The sequence below is a fragment of the Halobacillus dabanensis genome, assembly GCF_900114165.1.
Lineage (GTDB): Bacteria > Bacillota > Bacilli > Bacillales > Halobacillaceae > Halobacillus > Halobacillus dabanensis.
The window spans coordinates 376,859-401,414 of sequence record NZ_FOSB01000001.1 but is presented as its reverse complement, the minus strand read 5'-3'; the positions used below and the strand labels follow the sequence as shown (position 1 = coordinate 401,414).

24 protein-coding genes are annotated in these 24,556 nt (G+C 43.7%); 4 read left to right on the top strand and 20 right to left on the bottom strand.

The window, feature by feature from the left end:
• The first annotated feature begins 173 nt into the window (after nt 1-173).
• The 3 genes from namA to BMZ58_RS02025 all read left to right on the top strand — a co-directional run bounded on the left by namA (nt 174) and on the right by BMZ58_RS02025 (nt 3,803).
• The gene (gene namA / locus BMZ58_RS02035; RefSeq protein ID WP_075034875.1) at nt 174-1,190 is read left to right on the top strand and encodes an NADPH dehydrogenase NamA; all 1,017 of its coding nucleotides are present in this window, start codon (nt 174-176) and stop codon (nt 1,188-1,190) included.
• Between the two features lie 312 nt (nt 1,191-1,502).
• Entirely contained in the window at nt 1,503-2,429 is a 927-nt protein-coding gene (rnz, locus tag BMZ58_RS02030) for a ribonuclease Z (RefSeq protein ID WP_075034874.1), read from the top strand.
• 12 nt (nt 2,430-2,441) lie between these two features.
• Nucleotides 2,442-3,803 carry an aldehyde dehydrogenase gene (locus BMZ58_RS02025; protein WP_075034873.1) on the top strand — a complete coding sequence of 454 codons (1,362 nt, stop codon included), beginning with the start codon at nt 2,442-2,444 and terminating at the stop codon, nt 3,801-3,803.
• 109 nt (nt 3,804-3,912) lie between these two features.
• Here BMZ58_RS02025 and BMZ58_RS02020 read toward each other — a convergent pair whose 3' ends face one another.
• The 11 genes from BMZ58_RS02020 to BMZ58_RS01970 form a co-directional block, all read right to left on the bottom strand.
• Nucleotides 3,913-5,313, bottom strand: coding sequence for an ABC transporter permease (locus BMZ58_RS02020; protein WP_208601387.1), 1,401 nt, complete (start codon nt 5,311-5,313; stop codon nt 3,913-3,915).
• A 345-nt stretch (nt 5,314-5,658) separates the two neighbouring features.
• On the bottom strand, nt 5,659-6,156 hold the full coding sequence (locus tag BMZ58_RS02015) for a hypothetical protein (RefSeq protein WP_075034871.1): 498 nt from the start codon (nt 6,154-6,156) through the stop codon (nt 5,659-5,661).
• Entirely contained in the window at nt 6,153-6,905 is a 753-nt protein-coding gene (locus BMZ58_RS02010) for an ABC transporter ATP-binding protein (protein WP_244151469.1), read from the bottom strand. Before BMZ58_RS02010 ends, BMZ58_RS02015 begins: the two co-directional genes overlap by 4 nt.
• A 196-nt stretch (nt 6,906-7,101) precedes the next feature.
• Nucleotides 7,102-7,326, bottom strand: coding sequence for a DUF3892 domain-containing protein (locus BMZ58_RS02005; RefSeq protein ID WP_208601386.1), 225 nt, complete (start codon nt 7,324-7,326; stop codon nt 7,102-7,104).
• Nucleotides 7,327-7,498: 172 nt separating this feature from the next.
• A complete protein-coding gene (locus BMZ58_RS02000; RefSeq protein WP_075034869.1) occupies nt 7,499-7,648 on the bottom strand; it encodes a small acid-soluble spore protein P in 150 nt (49 codons plus the stop codon).
• A gap of 21 nt (nt 7,649-7,669) precedes the next feature.
• The gene (locus tag BMZ58_RS01995) at nt 7,670-7,798 is read right to left on the bottom strand and encodes a YpzI family protein (RefSeq protein WP_075034868.1); all 129 of its coding nucleotides are present in this window, start codon (nt 7,796-7,798) and stop codon (nt 7,670-7,672) included.
• 59 nt (nt 7,799-7,857) lie between these two features.
• Nucleotides 7,858-9,105: a DNA polymerase IV gene (locus BMZ58_RS01990; RefSeq protein WP_075034867.1), complete on the bottom strand. Its 1,248-nt coding sequence runs from the start codon at nt 9,103-9,105 to the stop codon at nt 7,858-7,860.
• Between the two features lie 181 nt (nt 9,106-9,286).
• Nucleotides 9,287-10,411 carry a M20/M25/M40 family metallo-hydrolase gene (locus tag BMZ58_RS01985; RefSeq protein WP_075034866.1) on the bottom strand — a complete coding sequence of 375 codons (1,125 nt, stop codon included), beginning with the start codon at nt 10,409-10,411 and terminating at the stop codon, nt 9,287-9,289.
• 71 nt (nt 10,412-10,482) lie between these two features.
• Nucleotides 10,483-12,030, bottom strand: coding sequence for an acyl-CoA carboxylase subunit beta (locus BMZ58_RS01980; protein WP_075034865.1), 1,548 nt, complete (start codon nt 12,028-12,030; stop codon nt 10,483-10,485).
• A gap of 2 nt (nt 12,031-12,032) precedes the next feature.
• Entirely contained in the window at nt 12,033-12,845 is an 813-nt protein-coding gene (gene mce / locus BMZ58_RS01975) for a methylmalonyl-CoA epimerase (RefSeq protein WP_075034864.1), read from the bottom strand.
• A 15-nt stretch (nt 12,846-12,860) separates the two neighbouring features.
• Nucleotides 12,861-14,516, bottom strand: coding sequence for an acyl-CoA mutase large subunit family protein (locus BMZ58_RS01970; RefSeq protein WP_075034863.1), 1,656 nt, complete (start codon nt 14,514-14,516; stop codon nt 12,861-12,863).
• A 177-nt stretch (nt 14,517-14,693) separates the two neighbouring features.
• On the opposite strand from BMZ58_RS01970, the gene prli42 reads away from it, so the two are divergent.
• Nucleotides 14,694-14,807 (top strand): stressosome-associated protein Prli42, encoded by a 114-nt coding sequence (gene prli42, locus BMZ58_RS20920; RefSeq protein ID WP_237417008.1) that lies wholly within the window; start codon nt 14,694-14,696, stop codon nt 14,805-14,807.
• Between the two features lie 460 nt (nt 14,808-15,267).
• On the opposite strand, the gene BMZ58_RS01960 is transcribed toward prli42, so the two are convergent.
• The 9 genes from BMZ58_RS01960 to bcd all read right to left on the bottom strand — a co-directional run bounded on the left by BMZ58_RS01960 (nt 15,268) and on the right by bcd (nt 24,548).
• The gene (locus BMZ58_RS01960) at nt 15,268-15,777 is read right to left on the bottom strand and encodes a L,D-transpeptidase (RefSeq protein WP_075034861.1); all 510 of its coding nucleotides are present in this window, start codon (nt 15,775-15,777) and stop codon (nt 15,268-15,270) included.
• 45 nt (nt 15,778-15,822) lie between these two features.
• On the bottom strand, nt 15,823-16,773 hold the full coding sequence (locus BMZ58_RS01955; protein WP_075035097.1) for an aromatic acid exporter family protein: 951 nt from the start codon (nt 16,771-16,773) through the stop codon (nt 15,823-15,825).
• A gap of 158 nt (nt 16,774-16,931) precedes the next feature.
• Nucleotides 16,932-17,363, bottom strand: a complete 432-nt coding sequence (locus tag BMZ58_RS01950; protein ID WP_075034860.1) for a BrxA/BrxB family bacilliredoxin — start codon at nt 17,361-17,363, stop codon at nt 16,932-16,934.
• 203 nt (nt 17,364-17,566) lie between these two features.
• Entirely contained in the window at nt 17,567-18,877 is a 1,311-nt protein-coding gene (locus tag BMZ58_RS01945) for a dihydrolipoamide acetyltransferase family protein (protein WP_075034859.1), read from the bottom strand.
• Nucleotides 18,878-18,895: 18 nt separating this feature from the next.
• Nucleotides 18,896-19,879, bottom strand: coding sequence for an alpha-ketoacid dehydrogenase subunit beta (locus tag BMZ58_RS01940; protein ID WP_075034858.1), 984 nt, complete (start codon nt 19,877-19,879; stop codon nt 18,896-18,898).
• A 15-nt stretch (nt 19,880-19,894) separates the two neighbouring features.
• Nucleotides 19,895-20,887 carry a thiamine pyrophosphate-dependent dehydrogenase E1 component subunit alpha gene (locus tag BMZ58_RS01935; RefSeq protein ID WP_075034857.1) on the bottom strand — a complete coding sequence of 331 codons (993 nt, stop codon included), beginning with the start codon at nt 20,885-20,887 and terminating at the stop codon, nt 19,895-19,897.
• A 19-nt stretch (nt 20,888-20,906) separates the two neighbouring features.
• Nucleotides 20,907-22,328 carry a dihydrolipoyl dehydrogenase gene (gene lpdA / locus BMZ58_RS01930; protein WP_075034856.1) on the bottom strand — a complete coding sequence of 474 codons (1,422 nt, stop codon included), beginning with the start codon at nt 22,326-22,328 and terminating at the stop codon, nt 20,907-20,909.
• A gap of 15 nt (nt 22,329-22,343) precedes the next feature.
• A complete protein-coding gene (gene buk / locus BMZ58_RS01925; protein WP_075034855.1) occupies nt 22,344-23,429 on the bottom strand; it encodes a butyrate kinase in 1,086 nt (361 codons plus the stop codon).
• Nucleotides 23,430-23,444: 15 nt separating this feature from the next.
• The gene (gene bcd / locus BMZ58_RS01920) at nt 23,445-24,548 is read right to left on the bottom strand and encodes a branched-chain amino acid dehydrogenase (RefSeq protein ID WP_075034854.1); all 1,104 of its coding nucleotides are present in this window, start codon (nt 24,546-24,548) and stop codon (nt 23,445-23,447) included.
• Nucleotides 24,549-24,556 lie beyond the last annotated feature (8 nt).

Below are 24,556 nucleotides of genomic sequence, written 5' to 3'. Positions count from 1 at the left end.
CATTCATTCAAGAACCAATCCTAATGTTATCGTTTTTCATCTTTTTGCTCATTCATATGGTGACGTGAGCACTCGTTCTTTAAATAGTTTCGTGGAAACATCCAATGACAGGGAAACCGCTACTCACTAAAAGAACGGAAACAATTTTTCCGAAGCTCTGAGGAGGACAGACTTTGAAATACAAATTATTCGAACCTTATACAGTAAAAGACCTTACATTAAAAAACCGTATCGTCATGTCACCCATGTGCATGTATTCTGCATATGACCAGAACGGTCATGCCCAGCCATTCCATCTTGCCCACTATGAAAGCCGGGCAGCCGGACAAGTAGGATTAATCATCACAGAAGCGACATCCGTTTTACCTGAGGGAAGAATTTCTCATGAAGATCTTGGTATATGGGATGATGCTCATATAGAAAGTTTACAAAAGATAAATGAAGGAATCCACCGCCATGACGCAAAAGCAGGAATTCAGCTGGCCCACGCCGGACGTAAAGCGAACCTTAAGGATGAGATATTCGCACCGAGTCCGGAAGCCTTCAGTTCATCAATGAAGGTGCCGACGGAAATGGCGGTCTCTGATATTCAACGGACCATCGAGGCTTTCCGTGAGGGTGCCCGTCGGTCGAAACTTGCTGGCTTCGATTTGATTGAACTTCACGGAGCACATGGATACTTGATCAGCCAGTTCCTCTCCCCTCTTACAAACAAACGGACCGATGAATATGGAGGCTCCCGTGAAAACCGTTATCGTTTTTTGAAAGAAACGATTTTTGCTGTGAAACAAGAATGGGATGGCCCATTGTTCGTCCGGATATCTGGAGAAGAATATCATGAAGAAGGCAATACCATGGAGGATTTCATCTTTTTCGCAAAAGAAATGAAATCCCAGGGCGTCGATTTGATTGATGTGAGCTCCGGGGGTGTGGTTCCTGCAACGATCGAGCCGTACCCTGGTTATCAGGTGAACTTTGCAGAAAGCATTAAACATGGCGCCGGTATCGATACGGGAGCAGTCGGCTTGATCACCAGCGGAAATCAAGCGGAAGAAATTTTGCAAAATGAACGTGCCGACCTTATCTTCCTTGCCCGTGCCCTGCTGAAAAATCCATATTGGCCTAAACAAGCAGCTGATGAACTCGGTTATGATCTAGAAGGTCCGAGACAGTATACAAGAGCCTGGTAATCATGAGGGATTTCTATTGAAAATGAAAAACAAGCGTTTTGTGGTGAAAATCGAATATTTATATTGACTGCTGGAGCATTTCCGGCAGTTTTTTTATTTTTCAGGAAACATCTCGGTATTGGGTCCATTCTGGGAGCGGACGGGGACATATCACAAACGACTCCGTTCTTCGTCCTCTCCTGCATCCAACACTCCGGACGGCAAGATTCTGATAAACCTCTATTGATGAACTCTCCTTACACTTTTTTCTTTCCTTTTCAAGTGTGTTCTTCCCTTTCTGGTGGTATGATGTTAGGAGTAGGAGTGTTGGCTATGGAACTATTTTTTCTAGGTACGGGATCTGGAGTCCCTTCAAAAGAACGTAACGTCTCTTCCCTTGTTCTCTGCTTACTTGAAGAACGCGGAACCACATGGGTCTTCGATTGTGGGGAAGGAACACAGCAACAAATATTGAATACGAACATACGACCACGAAGGATTGAAGTTGTTTTCATTACTCATTTGCATGGTGACCATATTTATGGACTGCCCGGATTACTAAGCAGCCGCTCCTTCCAGGGTGGCGAAACACCTGTAACGGTATATGGTCCTCGTGGGTTAAAAGAATACATTGATATTAGCCTGCGAATAAGCGGGACCCACCTTCGTTATCCATTACACGTGGAAGAAGTAGAAGAAGGAGAATTGTTCGAGGACGAGCAATTTGTAGTAGAAGCGATTAAATTAGAACATGGACTTGATAGTTATGGATACATTTTAAAAGAAAAAGATAAACTTGGAGAACTGCAGCCAGACAAGCTAAAAGAACTCGGTGTCAAACCTGGCCCCATTTATCAAAAGATAAAAAGTCAGTCCCGCACCCAGCTTGAGGATGGGACAATCATTCGGCGTGATGATGTTATTGGACCACCGAAAAAAGGCCGTAAGATTGCCATTCTCGGAGATACAAGATACTTGCCTCCGCTTGCAGAAGTGTTGCAGGATTTTGACGTCCTGGTCCATGAAGCAACCTTCGCAGGGGATGAAGAGGAAATGGCTCATGATTATTACCATTCGACGATCAAGCAGGCTGCCATGTTAGCGAAAGAAGCGAATGTCGGTGAATTGATTCTCAACCATCTGTCTTCCCGCTATCAAGGAGATGCTGTCCAACAGCTGAGCGATGAAGCACGGACCATATTTCCGAACACGACCATTGCTTTTGACTTTTATCAACACACCATCAAACGCAATCAATGAAGGAGGCTTCTCATGCACGCAACAGTCAAGTTACAAAAGTCCTGGTTCAACGAGGGACAGACGAAAAGTTATGCGTTCCGTAAAGAACAGCTTTTGACAATGAAAAAAATGCTGACAACGTTTGAAAAGCCGATTTTGAATGCACTGAAATTTGACCTGAACAAGTCCGAGTATGAAGCCTACGCATCCGAAATCGCCTTCTTGAAAAGTGAGATCGATCACCATGTGAAACAGCTGAAATCATGGATGCAACCGACAAAAGTAAAAACACCGCTCACTCATACAGGGTCCAAAAACTTTATCCGTAAAGAACCTTATGGTACCGTACTCGTCATCGCTCCCTGGAATTACCCTGTGCAATTAGCCCTTGCACCGGTAATCGGAGCGATTGCTGCTGGAAACACAGTGATCATCAAGCCATCTGAACTGACACCGACCGTCTCCTGGGTGCTGAAAAAGATGATAGAGCAATACTTTCCCCCTCACTATATCTCTGTCATTGAGGGAGATAAAGATGTCACACAGGAACTATTGGAACAGCCTGTTGACTATATTTTCTTCACGGGAAGTGTGCCTGTCGGTAAAATCATTATGGAAAAAGCGAGCAAACGACTCATCCCTGTTACGCTTGAACTTGGCGGTAAAAGTCCAACCATCGTCCATAAAGATGCGAACATCGAGCTGGCCGCGAAACGTATCGTATGGGGCAAATACACCAATGCTGGACAAACTTGTATCGCTCCGGATTATCTCTATGTTCATCATGAAGTGAAAACTGACCTTATTCATGCGATGAAGAAGTACATCGAACAGTTTTATGGAAAAAATCCGTTAGATAACGAGGATTATACAAAAATCGTCAACCAATCTCACTTTGAGCGCATATCTTCCTACTTAGATTCTGGCACGGTTGTGGTCGGAGGATCGACAGATGAAGCGACACGCAAAATAACACCAACGGTTCTGGATCAAGTCGTATGGGATGATCCTGTCATGAAAGAGGAAATTTTCGGTCCTGTCCTTCCTATCCTAACTTATAGTAGCCTTGATGAAGTGATTGACCAAATCAATGATCGACCGAAACCTCTCGCCCTTTATTATTTTGGTGAAAATGAAGTAGATCAGCAGCGAATTCTCCATTCTATTTCCTTTGGCGGCGGTTGCATCAACGACACCCTCTATCATATTATCAATCCATACCTTCCTTTTGGAGGAGTAGGCGAAAGCGGGATGGGGAGCTATCATGGAAAAAGAAGTTTTGATACTTTCACACACGAAAAAAGTATTACAAAACAGACTACCCGTTTTGATCAAAACTTCCGATACCCTGGTTCGCAGCTAGGGATGGCAGTCTTGAAAAGAATTTTTGGATAAATAAAAAGCGAGCATAGGGAGCTCGCTTTTTTTGTGCAACTTGGCGTTTTTGCGTGTCTCAGACTTCTTGCGCGCGATTCAACCTTTTTGCGTGCGACTTAGATATTCTCTAATCCTGATACTTTTTCAAAGCTTCCTGCAAAGAAACATTCTTCAATTTCCGTTTAGATAAAGTGAGGGACAACCAATAAGTCAACATAATAACAACGAAACCTATCGCTGCCATCCACCAGGCTACATCTGTCGGCATAAGGAAACCGGTCTCTTTAACTAGTGTATTCATAGTCTGTTCCAAACTTAAACTTGCCAGCGGAATGGATATGAAATAAGAAAGCAAAACTATAGGGGTATACACACTCAATACAAGTTTTGATATTTCCTTATCTTGATATCCCATCACTTTGAAAAGGGAAATGGATGGCGAGTTTTCCTCTACGATTAAATTGGTAAGCAATGTTAGCACAATAACCCCGATTAAAATGGCGAATACGGCCATTCCTGCAACCGATGCACGTGTCGCGCCTGTTGTTGACTCAAAACTGGCAATCGCCTTTTGTTTATCTTCTACCATATAAATCTCTTCCGATGCCGTCGGGGCTTCTTCTTGAAAGGTTCCTGAATAAGCAGCACCAGGAAATCCTAGAAAACTGTTCAGCTCACTACGAGGCATATAGAGATTATTGCCAATGTAAAGATCAGCTATTCCTGCGATCTCGACCGTAATCGTGTCATCATTAAGCGAATTTTCCAAGGTGATTGAATCTCCTTCACTCACACCAAGAATCGTAGCTAATGGGGCACTGATAACGACTCCCTCAGATAGGTGAGGATTTAGAAGCTCTTCCTCAGCAAGAAGTTGAACATACTCCGTATCCTTTTCGATACCAAAGGCATTAATCTTCACTTCGTTGTCTTCCACACTCAATTCATTCTTTGTAAAAGGACTCACAGCATCTTCTGTATTGTCCGTTTGCAATGATTTATAGTGGACCGCATATTGGTATGTTTGGATATCTTTATATGTCGTCTCCACCAACTGATCCATACTATTGTAGGTAATCAAACCAAACAGAAGGAGTATGGTAGAGAACATCACACCAATAAAAATATAGAAGCTCCTGGCTTTACTCCTTACCATTAGCCGGAGGCGGAAACGACGGATGAATCCACCCTTTTGAAAAAATGGCAGCTTTTCCAGCCATGATTTCTTACCTGTGGGGATTTCTTTTGGGCGTAGCAATGTCAACGGTTCGGTTTTCAAAGAACGATGGATGACGAATGCCGTTAGAACCATAAGTAATGAAAGAGGTATGACAAGCCCGATTACGAGCACCATCGGATTCCAATCGAACAAGGAAAGGGCTGGTAAATTGAAATAGTTCGCATAAATGTTGGATAAAGGAACAGAAAGACCAGCTCCAGCAATCAGACCCCCGAGGGTTCCTACTAATCCGATCACCCACGCATACCCTAAAATAATGGCGTTGTAACTCATTTTTTCTGTATCCAAGTGCCATCAGGGTTCCGATCTCTTTGCGCTGCATTTCTAAACGACGTTTCATAAGCATCAGTACCATTGCAATCGACAAAGCGAGAATGAACAATGGCAGTGTCGTGTTCATACTCTTTGCGCCTTCGATTTCTGTCTCCACGAAACCGATGCGAGGGTTATCCTCTGCTTTTACGAATTGTAGTAAAGAGACCTCTTCGCCTATCGCTTCCTGGAAACCATTCGGTATTTGTCCATGATCCGACCATCCCAAAACTCCGGTTTGAACTTGATTATCTAATTGGGCAAAAGTATCGGGGGAAGCCAATCCAACCCCGAACTTTTCCGCATCAGCCAGTAAATCATTCATTTGCTCGACCATGTAAATATAATCAGGCAAGTAGACAAACCCAGTGACCTCTGCTTCAGGGTCTCCAAGAGCAACAGAGTCTCCGATGTTATATCCGTTTTTTTCAGCGAATACTTTAGATGAGCCACTTCCCCCTCTTGAGAAGGAAGCTCTCCTTCTGAAATATAAGGTATATTTACTTCCGTTGTTTCGGTAAATAAACGAAGGGTGGCCCCATCAACGGTAAGATCTGTAGAATTTCGTTTTTCAAGAGTTACATCATATTCCTTTTCCCATGAGCTCAGCTGGTCTTCTGTCACTTCTTCACCGGTTACGAAATGAAAAGTTTCCTGCTTATAATCGGCTGAAAATGTACTATTTCTCTCCTCGAGTGTTGATATGGCTATGGAAAGTGAAACATACAACATAACAGATAGAACAAGGAGAACCGTTACACCTGCATATTGGAATTTCTTTTCTTTTAAAGTACGATAAACCGACTTTCTCAGAATCATGACCATGTCACCTGCTCTGGATCGAGGCGTTCTTCGTTTTCATAAGATTCCACGATTTCGCCACTTTTCATCCGGATGACATAGTGAGCCATTTCACCGATACCCTGGTTGTGGGTGATAATTAAAACGGTCGTTCCATATTGTTCATTTACAAACTTCAATAATTTTAAAATGTTTTTTCCAGTTTCTTCATCTAAAGCTCCAGTCGGCTCATCACACAATAAAATCTCTGGATTTTTGATCAGTGCACGAGCAATTGCCACACGCTGTTGTTCCCCGCCACTTAATTGATATGGAAACTTGGCTTTCTTATCCCACATGTCTACTTTTTGTAATATATCTTTCATTTCAAGCGGCTGTTGACTCAATTCCAGGCCAACTTCTACGTTCTCTTCCACAGTAAGTGTGGGGATCAAATTATACTGTTGAAAAATAAACCCGACATATTTTCTTCTGTAATCAGTAAGTTTACGTTCTTTCAAATCCTCTAATACAGTTTCTCCAACTTTTATGGATCCAGAATCGTAACGGTCGATGCCTCCGATAACGTTTAATAAAGTTGATTTCCCTGAACCCGAAGGACCAAGAATAGTAACAATCTTATTGTCTGGTATTTCCAGCGAAGCATTTCGTAATGCCTTCACCGTCACTTCTCCGCTTTGGTATGTTTTATTGACTTGATCCGCGAAGATTGTCATCCCATCATCCCCAATTAAAAGTTTTGTAATAAATACCATTATATATTTCATTTTCAGTGTACAACAATGAAAAGATAAGTCAATTACTTTTGAAATATTTTTATGTATATATTTCATTATTTATCATAAAATTTCCCGATTCACGGATAAAAACCAACAATAGAGTTTCTATCACCGTCTGGTAATGTGTGTATATAAAACGAAAAAGAAAACCCAGACAAGCGCTAGGCTTTGCCTGGGTTTTCTCTTAAAAAGATGGAAGGTTGTCCAAGTTGTTGGATTGTATGCCATCTGGTTCACTGCGCAGATGGTCTTCTCCATCTTTGCCTCGGATGAGGTTCACGTGTTCCAGTTCACCACTGCGCGCCATATCGTGTGCTTGCTTATAATCAACCACTTGACCTGACGACAGCTGCATTTCAATAATGCTTCCTTGCCCGTTTTTTCTAACTGCGACAATTCGTTCTGGCATAGTTCTCAACCTCCTCACCCACTAGCTTGTGCAAAACACAGATTTTTATGATCATCATTCAGATATAACCAGCATTGTGCCAGTAATTTTAATATAGAAATTCCTTCCAGTATAAAGGTGCAGTAAAATAGTCTCCAAAATAAAAGGCAGCCGTTAGCGGCTGCCTTTTGAATCACATGTCGTGAGAAGTTTTTTGCTTTTGTCGCGAGTGATTCGCGTTTTTCACTTTATGAGAACCCTGGGCCGGCTCGCCATACGCTTGCTTCGGTCCAAGGGGTAAATTCGGTTGCTCCTGCTGTTTTGGTCCCATCCGTCTTCCCATAACATCTGCCTCCTCATTTGCTTACCTTCGTTCCCTGGCTGCTTCTGGTCCCTCCAAGGCAGTTGCGCCTGGATAACTCAATTGTTGATCGCGATCAGACTGCACTTTACCGGATCTCTTCAACTTTTTTTCTTGACGATCTCTACCCATGTTAAAAGCCTCCCTTCCCGATTAGTATGGGATGGAAGGCGAAAGGTCATGCCTGGTAATCATTTTTTGAAATCATCAAGAAAATCCTTTTGAAAGCTGGTCGTCACCTGGGGATCACTCGGATTGCTCAAGTTAAGAAAAGTGTTCTTTCCATATTTATCCTCGAGGTCTTCCATCGTTTTGTAAAGCTTCTCTTTACTAGCGTATTGTTCAAAGTTAAAAAGGTCAAGCTGTTGGGTGATTTCGGATTTTTCAGCAAGGTCACTCGCGGTAACACCTAGGAGTCTGACAGGTTGTTGATTCCAATGGTCATCAAACAACTGCATCGCCACATTAAAAAGGTCATCAGATAAATGGACAAACTCCTGCAATTGCCGGCTCCGTGTTACCGTCTTCCGATCATGATATCGAATGGTTAGCTGAATATTTCTTCCGAGCACTTTCTTATTTTTCATCCGTGCTTCTACTTTATTTGAAAGCCTGCGAATTACCGTCTGAACCTCGCTATCGTCCGTGGTATCGTGAGGCAGAGTGGTCGATGTACCAATACTTTTAAATTCATGGACAGCATCAGGGTCTACTGGGCGATCATCCATCCCGTTTGCACGGTTTTTCAACCGTTCGCCATTGATACCTAAAATGCCTTTCAATTCAAGGACCGGATGTTCAGCAAGTGCACCAATCGTTTCGATACCGATTTTCCGCAACTTATCTGCTGTTTTCCCTCCGACTCCATACATCTCCTCAATAGGCAGCGGCCATAATTTGGCTTCCAGGTCACGCTTTCTTAAAATTGTGATCCCCATCGGTTTTTTCATATCTGATGCCATTTTGGCTAAAAATTTGTTCGGGGCAATGCCGATACTACAAGTGAGGTCAAGCTCATTCTTAATACGTTGCTGAATCCGCTCGGCAATTTCAGGAGGAGACCCTTGATCGGCACATTCCGTGATATCCATATATCCTTCATCAATGGAAACAGGTTGTACGAGTGAGGTCACATCTGCAAGTATCTTGAACATTTCTTTGGAAGCAGTCCGGTACCGATCGAACCTCGGGGTCATCACAATCAAATCAGGACACAAACGTCTTGCTTCCCCAAGAGGCATAGTCGTTTTCACTCCATACTTTCGGGCTTCATAGCTACTTGTAACAATGATTCCCCGCCGTTCTTCGGGGTTTCCTGCAATAGCGAGCGGCTTGCCTTTTAGGCTTGGATCGAAGGCAGCTTCGACAGAGGCATAGAAACTATTCATATCCACATGAAAAATGACGCGCCCCTTCTTTGGGTACCAGTTCGAGTGCATAGCCTACTTCCTCCATTGGAACATTTGTTCTATTATTATATCATGAAACAGGTACAATCTGTCCAGAAAAGGTCTTTTCTCTATGAACTGCACAGTATTCGGCCCTTTTCTCTCATAATGTATTGGATACTTTGTTCCTTCCAAAAAAAGATGCTCCCTATGTTAGGGAGCACCTTTCTGTTTATTGCGCAACTTCTTCTACAATCGCAATTACAAACTCTGTAATTTTTTCTAGTTCACTGACAGGCATGCGCTCATTCGTCGTGTGAATTTCCTCATATCCAACACTCAAGTTAACTGTTGGAACACCATGACCAGAAATGACATTTGCATCACTGCCGCCACCGCTTGTCAACAGTTCACTTTCACGTCCGATTCTTTTAGCAGCAGAGCGAGCGACTTCCACGAACTGATCTCCTGCTTGTTGCTTAAAGCCAGGATACATGATATCAACATCAATATCGACTTCTCCGCCCATCTCTTCTGCTGTTTCCGTTAAGGCTTGTTTCATTTTCTCCACTTGTGCTTCCATTTTCTCCGGGTCGAGGGATCGTGCTTCTGCTAATACTTCGACATGATCGCAAACGATATTCGTCTTCTGACCACCTTCGAAACGTCCGATGTTAGCTGTCGTTTCCTCATCAATGCGGCCAAGCGGCATTTTTGCAATGGCACGCGCTGCAAGAGTGATTGCAGAAATTCCTTTTTCAGGAGCTACACCGGCATGAGCTGTTTTTCCTTTGACGGTTGCATTTATTTTCGCTTGTGTTGGCGCGGCTACGATAATGTTTCCTACCTGACCATCACTGTCTAATGCATATCCGTATTTCGCCTTCAGCAATGTACTATCCAACGCCTTTGCTCCAACGAGTCCACTTTCTTCCCCCACAGTGATCACAAACTGCAAGTCCCCATGCTCGATATTTTGTTCTTTTAAGGAACGGATCGCCTCAAGAATGGCAGCGACACCTGCTTTATCATCAGCACCTAGGATGGTGGTACCATCTGTCACGATATAACCATCTTCTACTGTAGGCTTTACACCGATTCCAGGAACAACCGTATCCATGTGGGAAGTGAAATAAATCGTCTCGGCGTCTTCTTTTGTCCCTTTCAAGTTACAAATCAGATTATTAGCTCCATGCCCTGTAATCGAAGCAGCCTCATCCTCAATGACTTCAAGGCCCAATCCTTCAAATTTAATCTTCAATACTTTTGCGATTTCCGCTTCTTGTGTTGTTTCCGAATCGATTTGAACCAATTCCAGAAATTCTTCTAATAAACGCTCTTTGTTAATGGCTACCATAGATGTCTTCCTCCTTCATATGTAAACACGTTTCCTCTTAGTACGTTAGCGGAACTGAGGTGAGGTGTCAATTAGAGAGGGATATTGCCATGCTTTTTGTATGGACGGTCCTCGTGTTTATTTTTCAGCATATCCAGTGATTTGATGAGCGTCGAACGTGTTTCTCTCGGATCGATCACATCATCGATCATCCCAAGGCCTGCAGCGACGTAAGGATTGGCAAATCGTTCCCTGTATTCATCAACTTTATTTTTACGTGTTTCTTCTGGCTGTTCACTTTCTCGGATTTCTTTTGCAAAGATGATATTCGCAGCACCTTCAGGACCCATGACTGCTATTTCTGCATTAGGCCATGCGTAAACGAGGTCCGCACCGATTGATTTACTATTCAAAGCTACATATGCTCCACCATATGCTTTCCTTGTAATGACAGTTAGCTTCGGAACTGTTGCTTCCGAGTAAGCGTACAGAATTTTTGCTCCATGACGGATGATTCCTCCATGCTCCTGCTTGATTCCAGGGAAAAACCCAGTAACATCTTCAAAAGTAATTAATGGAATATTGAACGAATCACAGGTCCGGATAAAACGTGCCGCTTTATCACTTGAGTCGATATCAAGACCGCCTGCCATATATTTCGGCTGGTTGCAGACAAGTCCGACCGCTTTCCCTTGCAAACGCGCAAAACCGACGACGATATTCTTAGCAAAATCTTTATGAATTTCAAAGAAGGAGTTATCATCGACGACTTCATCGATAATTACCCTTACATCATAAGGACGGATCGGATCGAAAGGGATTTTGTCTGTAATATCAGGGCGGAAATCATCGGAAAGATCTACTTCTACTTCCGGCGTCCGTTCTTCATTATTTTGTGGAAGATAGCTTACTAAATCTCTAACAGCATCCAGGGCACTTGCTTCATCCGATGTTTTCAAGTGAGCATTTCCGCTTAGAGAATTGTGTACGCCTGCCCCGCCAAGATCTTCTGCAGAAATCTGTTCTCCTGTTACTGTCTCAATCACTTTAGGGCCTGTAATGAACATTTGTGATGTCTTTTCGACCATGATGACAAAATCCGTTATCGCCGGTGAGTAGACTGCCCCGCCAGCGCAAGGCCCTAATATAACAGAGATTTGCGGAATCACCCCTGAATAGATAGAATTACGATAAAACACCTGCCCATAACCATCTAAAGAAGAGACCCCTTCCTGAATCCGCGCTCCTCCAGAATCGTTCAATCCAATGAAAGGAGTTCCGTTCTTAGCAGCAAGATCCATCACTGCAGCGATTTTCTTTGCATGCATTTCTCCCAGTGCTCCCCCGTAGACAGTGAAATCCTGAGCGAATAGATACACATTCCGTCCATCAATTTTACCGAAGCCTGTGACAACCCCCTCGCCAGGTGCCGCCTTACCGTCCATCCCGAACGCATCATGACGATGTTCCATGAATGGATTCAATTCAATAAAAGTGCCTTCATCCAGTAAGTAGTCGATTCGTTCGCGTGCTGTCCACTTTCCTTTTTCATGTTGTTTTTCAATCCGGTCATCTCCACCACCTAATTCCACTTGTCTGCGTTTGTCGTACAATTCATTGATTTTATCGAAAATGTCCATATTTATTCCTCCTCCCCGTGCTGACATAATTCAAACAGAACACCATTCGCCGCTTTCGGATGTAAAAAGGCGATTTGACTGTTATGTGCCCCAGTTTTAGGCTGCTCATGTATAAGACGAATTCCCTGATCCCTATATTGATTCAACCTCTTATGGATATCATCTACTTCCAATGCAATGTGGTGGACTCCTTCGCCTTTTTTCATCAAAAAGGATTGGATCGGTGAATCTTCGCTGAGCGGTTCTAAAAGTTCGAACATTGTTCCACCGATTTTCAAAAATGCGACTCTCACTTGTTCTGACTCCACCTTTTCAACTGCCTGCAGCTCAAGACCTAGGGTGTGCTGATAAAAAGGTAAAGTGGCATCAATACTTTCTACAGCAATCCCGATATGCGCGATTTTACTAGGAGCTTCTATCGTTTCCTTATGGATCAATTGTTTTATATAAACAGCAATCGCATCGGTCGGTGACCCGCTGGTGAAGATTTTATCGACCCCTTTTTCTTCAAGAAACGGAATATCCTCCGCGGGTATGACTCCACCACCTATGACAGGAATATCCGATGCACCTTGTTCTTTGAGCGCTTCCACCACTTTAGGGAATAGGGATTTATGAGCACCGGAAAGAGATGACAATCCGATTACATCTACATCTTCCTGGATGGCTGCCCGAGCTATTTGGATTGCCGATTGCCTTAGTCCTGTATAAATCACTTCCATCCCATGATCCCGTAAAGCTTGAGCAATGATAAGCGCACCACGGTCATGCCCATCGAGGCCTGGTTTCGCTATTAGTACACGTATTGGTTTCATCCTGATCATCCCTTCCTACATTCCGGTATATTCACCGAATTCTTCCCGTAACACATTGGCGATTTCACCGACCGTCGCATAGACTTTGACCGCTGAAACAATGTGTGGCATTACATTATCCGACTTCCGGGCTGCTTCTCTTAATTCAGAGAGACATTGATCGACAGCCTGTTGGTCACGAGTGTTTCTCACTTGCTGTGTCTTTTCAATTTGTGCCTGTTCTAATGCCTCATCCACTCGTAGTAAATCCGCATGAATTTCTTCTTCCAGCTTGAACTCATTCATGCCCACGACAATATCCTCTTTTGATTCGATCCGTTTCTGGGCCTCATATGCTGCCTTGTGAATTTCACGCTGCATGTACCCTTCTTCGACAGCCTGAACGGCACCTCCGAACTCTTTTATACGGTCTATATACGCATTTGCCTCTTTTTCTATTTGATCGGTCAATGACTCGACATAATAAGAGCCTGCAAGCGGATCAATCGTATCCGCAACACCACTCTCATTCGCAATGATTTGTTGGGTGCGGAGCGCAATACGAGCCGAATCCTCTGTTGGTAAAGCAAGTGCTTCATCCCGGGAGTTCGTGTGTAAACTTTGTGTGCCACCCATAACAGCAGAAAGCGCTTGCAATGTTACCCGCACAATATTATTATCCGGTTGTTGTGCTGTTAAAGTACTGCCTCCAGTTTGTGTATGGAACCTCAGCTTCCAGCTTTTCGGATTTTCAGCTCCATAATGCTCTTTCATGATTTTAGCCCACATTCGACGAGCAGCTCTGAACTTGGCAGCCTCCTCAAAGAATTCATTATGAGCATTGAAGAAAAAAGCGAGGCGGGGAGCAAATTGATCCACTTCCAGTCCTGCTTCGATAGCTGCATCGACGTAGGCCATTCCGTTTGCGATAGTAAAAGCGACTTCCTGGACAGCCGTCGACCCTGCTTCACGGATATGGTAACCGGAAATGCTGATTGTGTTGAATTTCGGCAAGTTTTCCTGACAGTAACCGAAAATATCTGTGATCAGACGCATCGACGGTTTTGGTGGATAAATGTAAGTTCCCCGTGCAATATATTCTTTCAAAATATCATTTTGAATTGTGCCAGTAAGCTTTTCAGGAGCAACACCCTGCTTTTCACCGACAGCAATATACATCGCGAGAAGGATGCTCGCCGGGGCATTGATCGTCATTGACGTACTTACTTGATCAAGCGGAATTTGATCGAAAAGCTGTTCCATATCTTTTAATGAATCAATCGCGACCCCGACTTTCCCTACTTCTCCATCAGCCATGGGATCGTCTGAATCATAGCCGATCTGTGTCGGTAAATCGAAAGCTACAGATAATCCTGTCTGCCCTTGTTTTAATAAATAACGAAAGCGTCTATTCGTTTCCTCTGCAGAACCAAAACCAGCATACTGACGCATCGTCCAATATCTGCTTCGGTACATGGTCGGTTGAATACCTCTAGTGTAAGGATACTGGCCTGGAAAACCAATTTCCTCTATGTAGTCTTCATCCATATTATCCGGGGTGTACAACCGGTCAATTGGAATGTCCGAGCTTGTATGAAAGGTTTCTTTTCTTTCAGGGAAACGTTGGCTGGTTTTTTTAACGTCCTCTTCCCATTTGTTTTTCGGGTGATGATCACTTGATGAACGGTTCATTAGAAAGCCCTCCTTAATCAGTCCATTCTCTCTTCTAGCATACCAGAAATGAAGCGCTTACCTATCTAAAAATTACTATAATTCACAATTATATTGTAAATGATTTCACTCCCTTGTCCAATCTATCTTTTTTAGGTAAAATATCAGTAGGATTGACTGAGAAGGAGGTTACACACCTTGGCTACAAAAAAACGTTCAAAACGCGAACGCCGTATGAAAATTGTGATCTATGTCATGATTTTGTCTATGCTTCTATCCAGTGCATTGGCAGGCGCGAGTTTCTTCCTATAAAAAAAGCAAAAAGCCGAAAAGATGGCCCACCCATCTTTTCGGCTTTCTTAGTATTTGGTTTCATTAAACAATATGGCAGGATAATGGAAGACTTGATTTCGAGATGTTTGTGGAGGTTTAGGGTCGTGGGGGAAGGGCTCGCTTTCCTGCGGGGGAACCGGCGAGCTTCCTCGGGCTATTACCCTGTGGGATCTCGCCTACTTCCTTCTCCCGCGGGAGTCTCCCCCTTCCCCCACGACCCTTGCGCTATGAGAATCTCGAAATCATTGGTCATGATATTTGCCATAATACTGATGCAATATTGTAGGAAAAGCTTATAATGGAGCCTTTTCAATGTCTGAGGAAGCTCACCACATGCCCACGGAAAAGCGAGTGGTCCCCCACAAACCATTCGCACCCCACAAAAGTCTCGAAACTGAATCTTCAAGAATAGGGAGCTTTTATGGAAGAAGAAAGGATTCTAGAGTTGGCTTTGTAGTTTCTTTTCTTCCCATCTACGGTAGATTTCCTTTGAACTTTGCTTACTATCAACAATGAGGACATCCGTTTCCAACGAAATCATTGTAAATAACTTCTCTACATCGGCATTTTTCAACCTTACACAACCAGCAGACACAGACTTCCCTATAGATCCCGGCTGATTTGTCCCGTGTATACCATAAATTCGTCCATCTGTCCCTTTTGCATCAAAACCGATCCAACGACTTCCGAGCGGATTCTCAGGATCCCCTCCTGGAATGTCCTTTTTTCGGTAATATGGATCCTTTGCTTTCACTTTCACGTCGAACTGACCTTCTGGAGTCAATTCCTTCGTTTTCCCTATTGCGGCGGAAGCTTCAAAGATAATTTCATCGTTTTGTAAAAGGACCACCTCGTGGGTCGCTTTGTTGACAATGATCACAGGCTCACTCGGGGTATGTGGCGGTAACAGGGGGCTGAACAAACCTAATAAAAGAACGATGACGTTCATAGCACTACTCCTCTTTTATTCAAAGTTTCCCCACCACAAACATCTCTATACGTCACTCTTCTTGAACGAACGTTTAATAATCAGATAATCTTCAATCTCATTCAAGAGGTGGAAAAGACTTGCCCTCACTTCAAATTCTTCACGGGTTTCTGGAAGTGGGTCCTGACGAAATTCTTCTTTCAGTGCCTTCAAGGTCCGTAAATAAATCAACGCTGTATTTCCAGGGTGGACAGCATCGGCAAGGTCATCGAAAAAGTCGGCGATTTTAAACCCGTGAACGTCTGAGGTTGAGATTCGACTCACAAGTGGAAGCATCCGCTCAAGCAATTCGAATTGCTTTGTCCGCATATGGAAGTAATGATAAAAATGGTTGTGTGACCGTAACAAATGGTTCTCAACATCTCTATAAGATAAAGATGTCGCTTTCTCTAATAGGTCTGCTGTTTCTGTCAGCTCTTTTCCTGTCCAGTCATTGTCACCTTCTCTTAAGTATTTGGCAATTTCTTTGAGAACGATTGAAAAGTTTTCTTCCACTTGATTGCGATAGTGATTCAATTTATTCTCAAGGCTTGGCATGTATAAATTAAGCAGCAAAGCAGTTCCGATACCAACAATGATCAATAAAACCTCATTCCAAACAATTCCCCATCCGATGGCCCCCGATCCATATAGATGAAGGATAATGACAGAACTGGTTACGATCCCAGGTGTGATTTTCAACCAAACAGTCGCAGGTATGAATGCAAACAACATTAAACCTATGGCTATTGGATTGTAACCGATCAGCTCGAAGAAAATAAAAGAAAAAATCATTGCTAATAAACAGGCAGAAAAGCGGTGCCAAGCACTAAGAAATGAACGTTTTCTAGTGATCTGTATACAAAGGATCGTCAGTATTCCTGCCGATGCGAAATTCTCCAGTTGTAACATTTGAGCGATCCATATAGCGAAAGGTGTCCCTAGCGCTGTTTTGATCGTCCTATACCCGATTTTCACAGTTTTCTTCACCTCCGATCCTATACACTAACAACAACATCACCTCCCCCTGAAGAATCCGCTCTGATCAGGTTCTGGAAATGCGTTAAATTATGTAAGTGGATGACGTAAAAAAGGATCTTTGCTTTTTTAACAAAGATCCTAAGCTTATGGTGTTATTATACCTCTTCACAGTAATCTTCAAAACTGCGTTGCAGCTTTCCAATCACTTCCATCGGTTCGAAACCTTCGATATCATGACGCTCCACCATTGTCTGGATTTTACCATCTTTCAATAGTGCAAAGGATGGAGAAGATGGAGGATATCCTTCGAAGTATTCACGAGCCCTGTCTGTTGCGTCGCGATCCTGCCCGGCAAATACAGTGACTAACTGATCCGGGCGCTTATCATAATGAATAGCGTGAGCGGCTGCCGGGCGAGCAATTCCACCTGCACAACCACAAACGGAGTTGATCATCACTAGTGTCGTACCTTTTTTATTCAGTGCTTCATCGACCTCTTCTGGACTTGTAAGCTCTGTGTAGCCTGCCTGTGTAATCTCATCCCGTGCTTTTGAAACTACATCGTTCATAAAAATATTGAAATCCATTTTACATGGCCCCTTTTTATAATTACTATGAACATTTTACCAACATATCTGACATCTTTCAATTAATTGATCATGTTATTTGCCTGATCGTTAGAGAATTGTTAAAGACATCAAGAGGCAGGAGAGGAATCTCACAACCCATGAATTTGCTATCCTCTAAAAAGACGAAGGCTGTCCTCCATGAACAGAAGACAGCTTTCCTATTAGTATACGGATGTATTATCTTCAGACATCTTCTCTAGTATTTCTTTCACTCGTGCAAGGAAGTTTCCTGCAACTAACCCATCTAAAATACGATGGTCCAGAGATAAACATAGGTTTACCATATCACGCGCACCAAACATGCCGTTCTGATAGACCGGTTTTTTGACGATCGATTCGACTTGCAGGATAGCTGCCTGAGGATGATTGATGACCCCCATGGATTGAACAGAGCCGAAAGATCCCGTGTTGTTAACCGTGAATGTTCCGCCTTCCATGTCTTTAGACGTCAATTTACCTTGTCGCGCTTTACCAGCGAGGTCGGTAATATCTTTAGCGATGCCTTTGATGCTTTTCTCATCTGCATCCCTGATGACAGGTACGAAAAGTTCATCATCCTTAGCGACTGCGATATTCAAATTGATCGCTTTACGCTGAATGATCTTGTCTCCTGCCCATGTACTATTCAATTGCGGATACTCTTTTAAAGCTTGAGCAACAGCTTTTACAAAGAAGGCAAAATACGTAAGGCTGAATCCTTCCTGCTGTTTGAACTGGTTCTTTTTCGCGTTACGAAGTTCCACCAGGTTCGTAACGTCCACTTCTACCATCATCCATGCATGTGGAATTTCCGTTGTCGATTTGACCATATTAGCAGCAATCGCTTTGCGGACTCCTGTCACAGGGATTTCCACATCCCCTTCCCCTGCTTGAACGTTCGGTGTTTTAGAAGCTGCTGTTGTTGCCGGTTGAGCAGAAGCTTCTTGCTGTGGTGTTTCTTTTTCCGGCACTTCTTGTGTGGATGCATCTGCATTAGGAATGTCGCCACTTGCAATGATATTCTCTATATCTTTACGTGTGATTCGCCCACCACGTCCAGTACCATCCACTTGATTCAAATCAATATCATGCTCTTGGGCAAGCGTCATAACTGCAGGAGAATACCGCTTTTTACTTCCCTTTTCCTTTTTAGGCTTCTCCGCTTTAGGAGCTTTCTTTTCAGCAACCGGCTCTTCTTGAGCAGGTGCTTCCGTTTTCTCTTCTGTTGGAGATTCTTCTTCCGAACCAGCTCCTTCTACTTCCACATAACACATCAGGTCGCCGACGGAGATTGTGTCTCCTTCTGATGCTACGAGCTCTTTAATTACACCGGAAAAAGAAGACGGGACTTCTGCGTTCACTTTGTCTGTCATTACTTCTGCAATTGGATCATACTTGTTCACCTGATCTCCTGGTTGAACGAGCCACGTACTGATTGTACCTTCTGTGACACTTTCACCAAGTTGAGGCATATTGATTTTTTCTAAACCCACAAGGATTTCCTCCTTCTATTAAAATTCCGCTAGGTCGCGCATCGCTTTTTCAACTTTATCTGGATTCATCATGAAATATTTTTCCATCGTCGGTGCGTAAGGCATGGATGGGACGTCCGGTCCAGCCAATCGTTTCACAGGAGCATCCAGGTCAAATAGGCAATTTTCGCTGATGATTGCCGATACTTCTGAAATGATGCCACCTTCTTTATTATCTTCGGTTACCAGGAGAACTTTCCCGGTTTTAGACGCGGCTTCAATAATGCCTTCCTTGTCAAGCGGATAGACGGTACGAAGATCAAGGATGTGCGCGTCTATGCCTTCTTCTGCTAACTTTTCTGCTGCTTGTAAGGCAAAATGGACACAAAGGCCATAAGTGATGACGGTAATGTCAGAACCTTCACGCTTCACATCTGCCTTCCCTATCGGAAGAGTATAATCCTCATCAGGGACTTCTCCTTTAATAAGCCGGTACGCTCGCTTGTGTTCAAAGAAAAGGACGGGATCATTATCACGAATCGAGGCTTTCAGTAGCCCTTTCACATCGTACGGTGTGGAAGGCATAACGATTTTAAGCCCAGGCTGATTAGCAAAAACAGCTTCTACAGATTGAGAATGGTAAAGAGCACCGTGCACACCTCCACCGTATGGCGCACGGATGGTGATTGGTGCACTCCAATCATTGTTGGAACGATAACGGATTTTAGCCGCTTCCGATATGATCTGGTTTACTGCAGGCATAATAAAATCGGCAAACTGCATTTCGGCAACAGGACGCATGCCATACATGGCTGCTCCAATTCCGACACCAGCAATCGCTGATTCAGCCAATGGTGTATCCAGGACACGATCTTCACCGAATTCATCATAAAGTCCATCTGTTGCACGGAAAACTCCTCCGCGCTTTCCTACATCTTCACCAAGGACGAACACTTTTTCATCGCGTTGCATTTCTTCTTTTAAAGCTTGAGTGACGGCTTGAATATAAGATATTACTGCCATAATTTCTCCCCCTCCTTACTCTTCGTACACATACGAGAGTGCAGATTCCGCTTCCGCATACGCTGCATTCTCAGCGTAATCCGTCGCGTCATTGACGATTTTATTGATTTCGTCGTTCATTTCTGTTTCTTTTTCTTCTGTCAAAATGCCTTGTTCGCGCAAGTAATTGGCAAAAGTTACGATGGAATCCTTTTTCTTTGCTTCGTCCACTTCTTCCCGTTCCCGATATGTGCGATCATCATCGTCACTGGAGTGTGGAGTAAGACGATAAGAAACGGTTTCAATTAATGTCGGGCCGTCTCCGTTACGCCCACGATCTGCTGCAGCTTTAACTGCTTCATAGACAGCAAGTGGATCATTCCCGTCTACGGTGTACCCAGGCATTCCATAACCAATGGCACGGTCAGAGACTTTCTCACATGCAAGCTGTTTGGAAACAGGTACAGAAATAGCATATTTATTGTTTTCAACCATAAAGATGACTGGCAACTTATGGACACCTGCAAAGTTTGCACCCTCATGAAAATCTCCCTGGTTGGAAGAACCTTCCCCGAAAGTGACAAGCGAAACAAAATCTTTCTTCTCCATTTTTCCTGCAAGAGCAATACCGACAGCATGCGGGACTTGCGTTGTTACCGGAGAAGATCCTGTAACAATCCGGTTCTTTTTCTGCCCGAAATGGCCAGGCATTTGGCGACCGCCTGAGTTCGGATCTTCAGCTTTTGCAAATCCAGACAACATCAAGTCCTGGGCCGTCATGCCAAAGGAAAGAACGACACCCATATCCCGGTAATAAGGAAGTGCATAATCTTTTTCACGGTCAAGGGCATACGAGGCACCTACCTGGGCTGCTTCTTGTCCTTGACAGGAGATAACGAATGGTATTTTACCGGCACGGTTCAACAACCACATCCGCTCATCGATTCTTCTTGCTAACAACATGGTACGAAACATGTCCAATACTTGCTCATCACTTAATCCAAGTGATTTATGGCGATTTTCAGCCATATAGATCCCTCCTTAGTTCTTATCCGTGAATTTGGTTGCCGTCCACAGCCATTGCAGCTTCTCCGATAGCTTCAGCAAGTGTCGGGTGAGGATGTATACTTTCTGCGATCTCCCAAGGAGTTGCATCAAGAACTTTAGCTAAACCTGCTTCTGAAATCATGTCCGTCACGTGTGGTCCGACCATATGGACGCCTAACAAGTCATCGGTTTCTTTATCAGCGATAATTTTCACAAAACCATCTGTTTCCCCGTGCACAAGCGCTTTCCCGACAGCCTGGAATGGGAACTTACCTACTTTAACATCATAACCTTTTTCTTTAGCAGCCTTCTCTGTTAACCCAACACTGGCTACTTCAGGATTTGAATAGATACAAGAAGGTACTTGCTCCGGATCCAGTGGGTGTGGCTCATTATTTGCCATATGCTCTACAGCAATAATCCCCTCATGAGACGCTACATGAGCCAGTTGCATGCCACCAATGACATCACCGATTGCATAGATATGGCTTTCTTTTGTCTGATAATATTCATTCGTCTGAATGACACCATCATCCACCTGTATATCTGTATTTTCTAATCCGATATTCTTCACATTCGCCGAACGCCCTACGGAAACAAGCATACGCTCCGCTTTATACGAAACAGTTTCCCCAGCCACTTCTGCCTGAATGGTAATTCCATGGTCTTTTTCAATGGTATCTGGAAGTACCTTTGCACTTGTTACAATGTTGACGCCTTTCTTCTTCATCTGCTTCAACATTTCCTTGGAAATATCTTCATCCTCTGTCGGTAAGATATGTGGCAAGTATTCAAGGACTGTAACTTCAACCCCGAAATCGGCCAGCATAGAGGCCCATTCGATTCCTATGACTCCACCACCGACGATTACGATCGACTCTGGCAGTTCTTCCATGTGCAGCGCTTCGTCTGAACTCATGACGAAGTCTCCATCAATTTCAAGGCCTGGCAATGATTTAGGATTAGATCCTGTAGCAACAAGGACATTTTTAGGAATCAACATTTCATTTTCTTCTCCATTATTCATTTCTACCGAGATGGTTCCAGCTGTCGGAGAAAAAATAGATGGACCTAAAATCCGTCCGAACCCTTCGTATACATCAATCTTCCCTTTTTTCATCAAACCTTGAACACCTTTATGTAATGTGTCCACAATCGATTGTTTCCGTTCCTGCACCTTTGTAAAATTAAGTGTCGGTGTGTCCGTTGTTATTCCGTATTGGTCCGCTTCTTTTGTCTGACGGAACACTTCCGCACTACGCAAGAGGGCTTTTGAAGGAATACAACCTCTGTGCAAGCATGTCCCGCCGAGTTCACGTTTTTCGACAATAGCGGTCTTCAGGCCTAATTTCGAAGCTCGGATGGCAGCTACATATCCGCCGGTTCCGCCCCCGAGAACGACCAAATCGTATTCTTGTGCCAATTTGGACTCTCCTTCCTATTCTTGAAAGTTAGGATATTGTTTCGGTATTTCTTCATTATTCAAGACACGTAATGTTCCTTCATTTAACGCTTCCAGTTCATTTTCTCCCGGATAAACGAGGACGTCAGCAATCCAATGGACATGTTTAGAAATCTCCTCCACGAATGCTTTTCCGTATGCCAGCCCACCAGTGAGGGCGATAGCATCTACTTTCCCTTCCATCACGGCACTCATACTACCGATCTCTTTGGCAATTTGGTAAGCCATAGCGTCAAAGACAACCTTCGCTTTCTTGTCACCATCCGCTACCATCTGCTCCACATCCCGGGCATCATTTGTATCAAGATATGCCATCAAACCACCTTGTCCAACAAGCTTTTTCATCACTTCGTCACGGTAATATTGCCCAGAGAAGCAAAGGGAAACTAAATCCCCAGCCGGAACTGTACCAGCACGTTCTGGTGAAAATGGACCATCTCCATGTAAACCGTTATTAACATCAACCACACGACCACCAATGTGAGTACCGACAGTTATACCGCCACCCATGTGAGTGACTATTAGTCGTGCATCTTTGTAAGACAATTCAAGATCAGCTGCAGCTCTTCTTGCAACGGCTTTCTGGTTCAAAGCATGAAAAATGCTTTTTCTCGGGATCTCCGGCACACCGGAAACACGGGCGATTTCATGCAGTTCATCTACTACAACAGGATCTACAATATAAGCTCCGATGTTTAAGCCCTGCGCGATTTCATGTGCGATGATTCCGCCCAAATTGGAAGCATGTTCCCCATTATATCCATTTTTCAAGTCCTCTAGCATGGCATCGTTAACTTGATATGTTCCACCTTCGATTGGACGGAGGAGGCCACCACGGCCACATACAGCACTCAATTTACTGATATTGATTCCTTCACGATCCAGTTCATCTAGTATTACTTTTTTACGAAATTCATATTGATCTATGATTCGTTTATATTGGCTGATTTCATCCGCATTATGACGGATTGTTTTTTCGAATACAACTTCCTTGTCATCAAAGACGCCGATTTTCGTGGAAGTCGACCCTGGATTGATGACAAGAATCCGATGTGTAAGCAATTCCCTAAACCTCCATTAACCGTTCTGTCTTCTACTTAAAATGTGGTGTCCATTCTGTAAAAACTGGCTCCGAGAACGACGCATACGTTCAATGCGTTCTTCTGCCATTCGATCTGCTGCTACATAAGTAGGTATTTCATCTCGACGAGAAATTTCGAAAACGCGGGAGACGTTATCATAAATCGTTTCTACCCGTTTCATCGCACGATCTTTATTATATCCATGCAGTTCATCCGCTACATTAATGACACCACCTGCATTAAGAACATAATCAGGAGTATAAACAATCCCTTTTTCATGAAGGATATCCCCATGTTTTGTTTCTTTCAATTGGTTGTTAGCCGCACCTGCAACCACTTTCGCTTTTAGTTGAGGAATGGTCTCATCATTGATCGTCGCACCAAGAGCACAAGGAGCATAAATGTCACAGTCCACACTGTAAATATCATCCGGATCGACTGCTTTAGCTCCGAATTCTTCGACGGCGCGTTGCACAGCTTCCTTATTGATGTCTGTCACAATCAAATTTGCCCCTTCTTCATGTAGGTGACGGCATAGAGTGAAAGCTACGTTCCCGACACCTTGAACAGCAACCGTCTTTCCTTCTAAGGAATCTGTGCCGAATCCTTCTTTAGCAGCCGCCTTCATGCCACGATAAACGCCGTAAGCAGTTACAGGGGAAGGATTTCCTGAGGAACCAAAAGCCGGTGAAATACCCGTAACATAGTCCGTTTCTTCATGGATGAGGTCCATGTCCTGTACAGTCGTCCCAACATCTTCTGCTGTGATGTAGCGGCCATTCAACCCCTGGATATAACGACCAAAGGCGCGGAACATTTCTTCATTCTTATCCTTTTTCGGATCTCCGATGATGACTGTTTTACCTCCGCCGAGATTAAGACCCGCAGCTGCGTTTTTGTACGTCATTCCCTTTGCCAAACGCAGGGCATCCTCAACTGCATCGTCTTCGGAAGCATACGTCCACATCCGCGTACCACCAAGCGCCGGACCGAGTGTTGTATCATGAATTGCAATGATAGCTTTCAAACCAGACTGTTCATCCTGACAAAATAACAACTGTTCATAATCGTACTCTTGCATATAACTGAAAATTTGCATAGTATATC

Bases quoted from the DNA above. Each gene is read 5' to 3' on its own strand.
- rnz (WP_075034874.1), top strand. From the start codon at position 1,503: ATGGAACTATTTTTTCTAGGTACGGGATCTGGAGTCCCTTCAAAAGAA.
- BMZ58_RS02025 (WP_075034873.1), top strand. From the start codon at position 2,442: ATGCACGCAACAGTCAAGTTACAAAAGTCCTGGTTCAACGAGGGACAG.
- BMZ58_RS02015 (WP_075034871.1), bottom strand. From the start codon at position 6,156: ATGATTCTGAGAAAGTCGGTTTATCGTACTTTAAAAGAAAAGAAATTC.
- BMZ58_RS02010 (WP_244151469.1), bottom strand. From the start codon at position 6,905: ATGAAATATATAATGGTATTTATTACAAAACTTTTAATTGGGGATGAT.
- BMZ58_RS02005 (WP_208601386.1), bottom strand. From the start codon at position 7,326: ATGCCAGAACGAATTGTCGCAGTTAGAAAAAACGGGCAAGGAAGCATT.
- BMZ58_RS02000 (WP_075034869.1), bottom strand. From the start codon at position 7,648: ATGGGAAGACGGATGGGACCAAAACAGCAGGAGCAACCGAATTTACCC.
- BMZ58_RS01995 (WP_075034868.1), bottom strand. From the start codon at position 7,798: ATGGGTAGAGATCGTCAAGAAAAAAAGTTGAAGAGATCCGGTAAAGTG.
- BMZ58_RS01990 (WP_075034867.1), bottom strand. From the start codon at position 9,105: ATGCACTCGAACTGGTACCCAAAGAAGGGGCGCGTCATTTTTCATGTG.
- BMZ58_RS01985 (WP_075034866.1), bottom strand. From the start codon at position 10,411: ATGGTAGCCATTAACAAAGAGCGTTTATTAGAAGAATTTCTGGAATTG.
- BMZ58_RS01980 (WP_075034865.1), bottom strand. From the start codon at position 12,030: ATGGACATTTTCGATAAAATCAATGAATTGTACGACAAACGCAGACAA.
- mce (WP_075034864.1), bottom strand. From the start codon at position 12,845: ATGAAACCAATACGTGTACTAATAGCGAAACCAGGCCTCGATGGGCAT.
- BMZ58_RS01970 (WP_075034863.1), bottom strand. From the start codon at position 14,516: ATGAACCGTTCATCAAGTGATCATCACCCGAAAAACAAATGGGAAGAG.
- BMZ58_RS01960 (WP_075034861.1), bottom strand. From the start codon at position 15,777: ATGAACGTCATCGTTCTTTTATTAGGTTTGTTCAGCCCCCTGTTACCG.
- BMZ58_RS01950 (WP_075034860.1), bottom strand. From the start codon at position 17,363: ATGGATTTCAATATTTTTATGAACGATGTAGTTTCAAAAGCACGGGAT.
- BMZ58_RS01940 (WP_075034858.1), bottom strand. From the start codon at position 19,879: ATGGCAGTAATATCTTATATTCAAGCCGTCACTCAAGCTTTAAAAGAA.
- BMZ58_RS01935 (WP_075034857.1), bottom strand. From the start codon at position 20,887: ATGGCTGAAAATCGCCATAAATCACTTGGATTAAGTGATGAGCAAGTA.
- bcd (WP_075034854.1), bottom strand. From the start codon at position 24,548: ATGCAAATTTTCAGTTATATGCAAGAGTACGATTATGAACAGTTGTTA.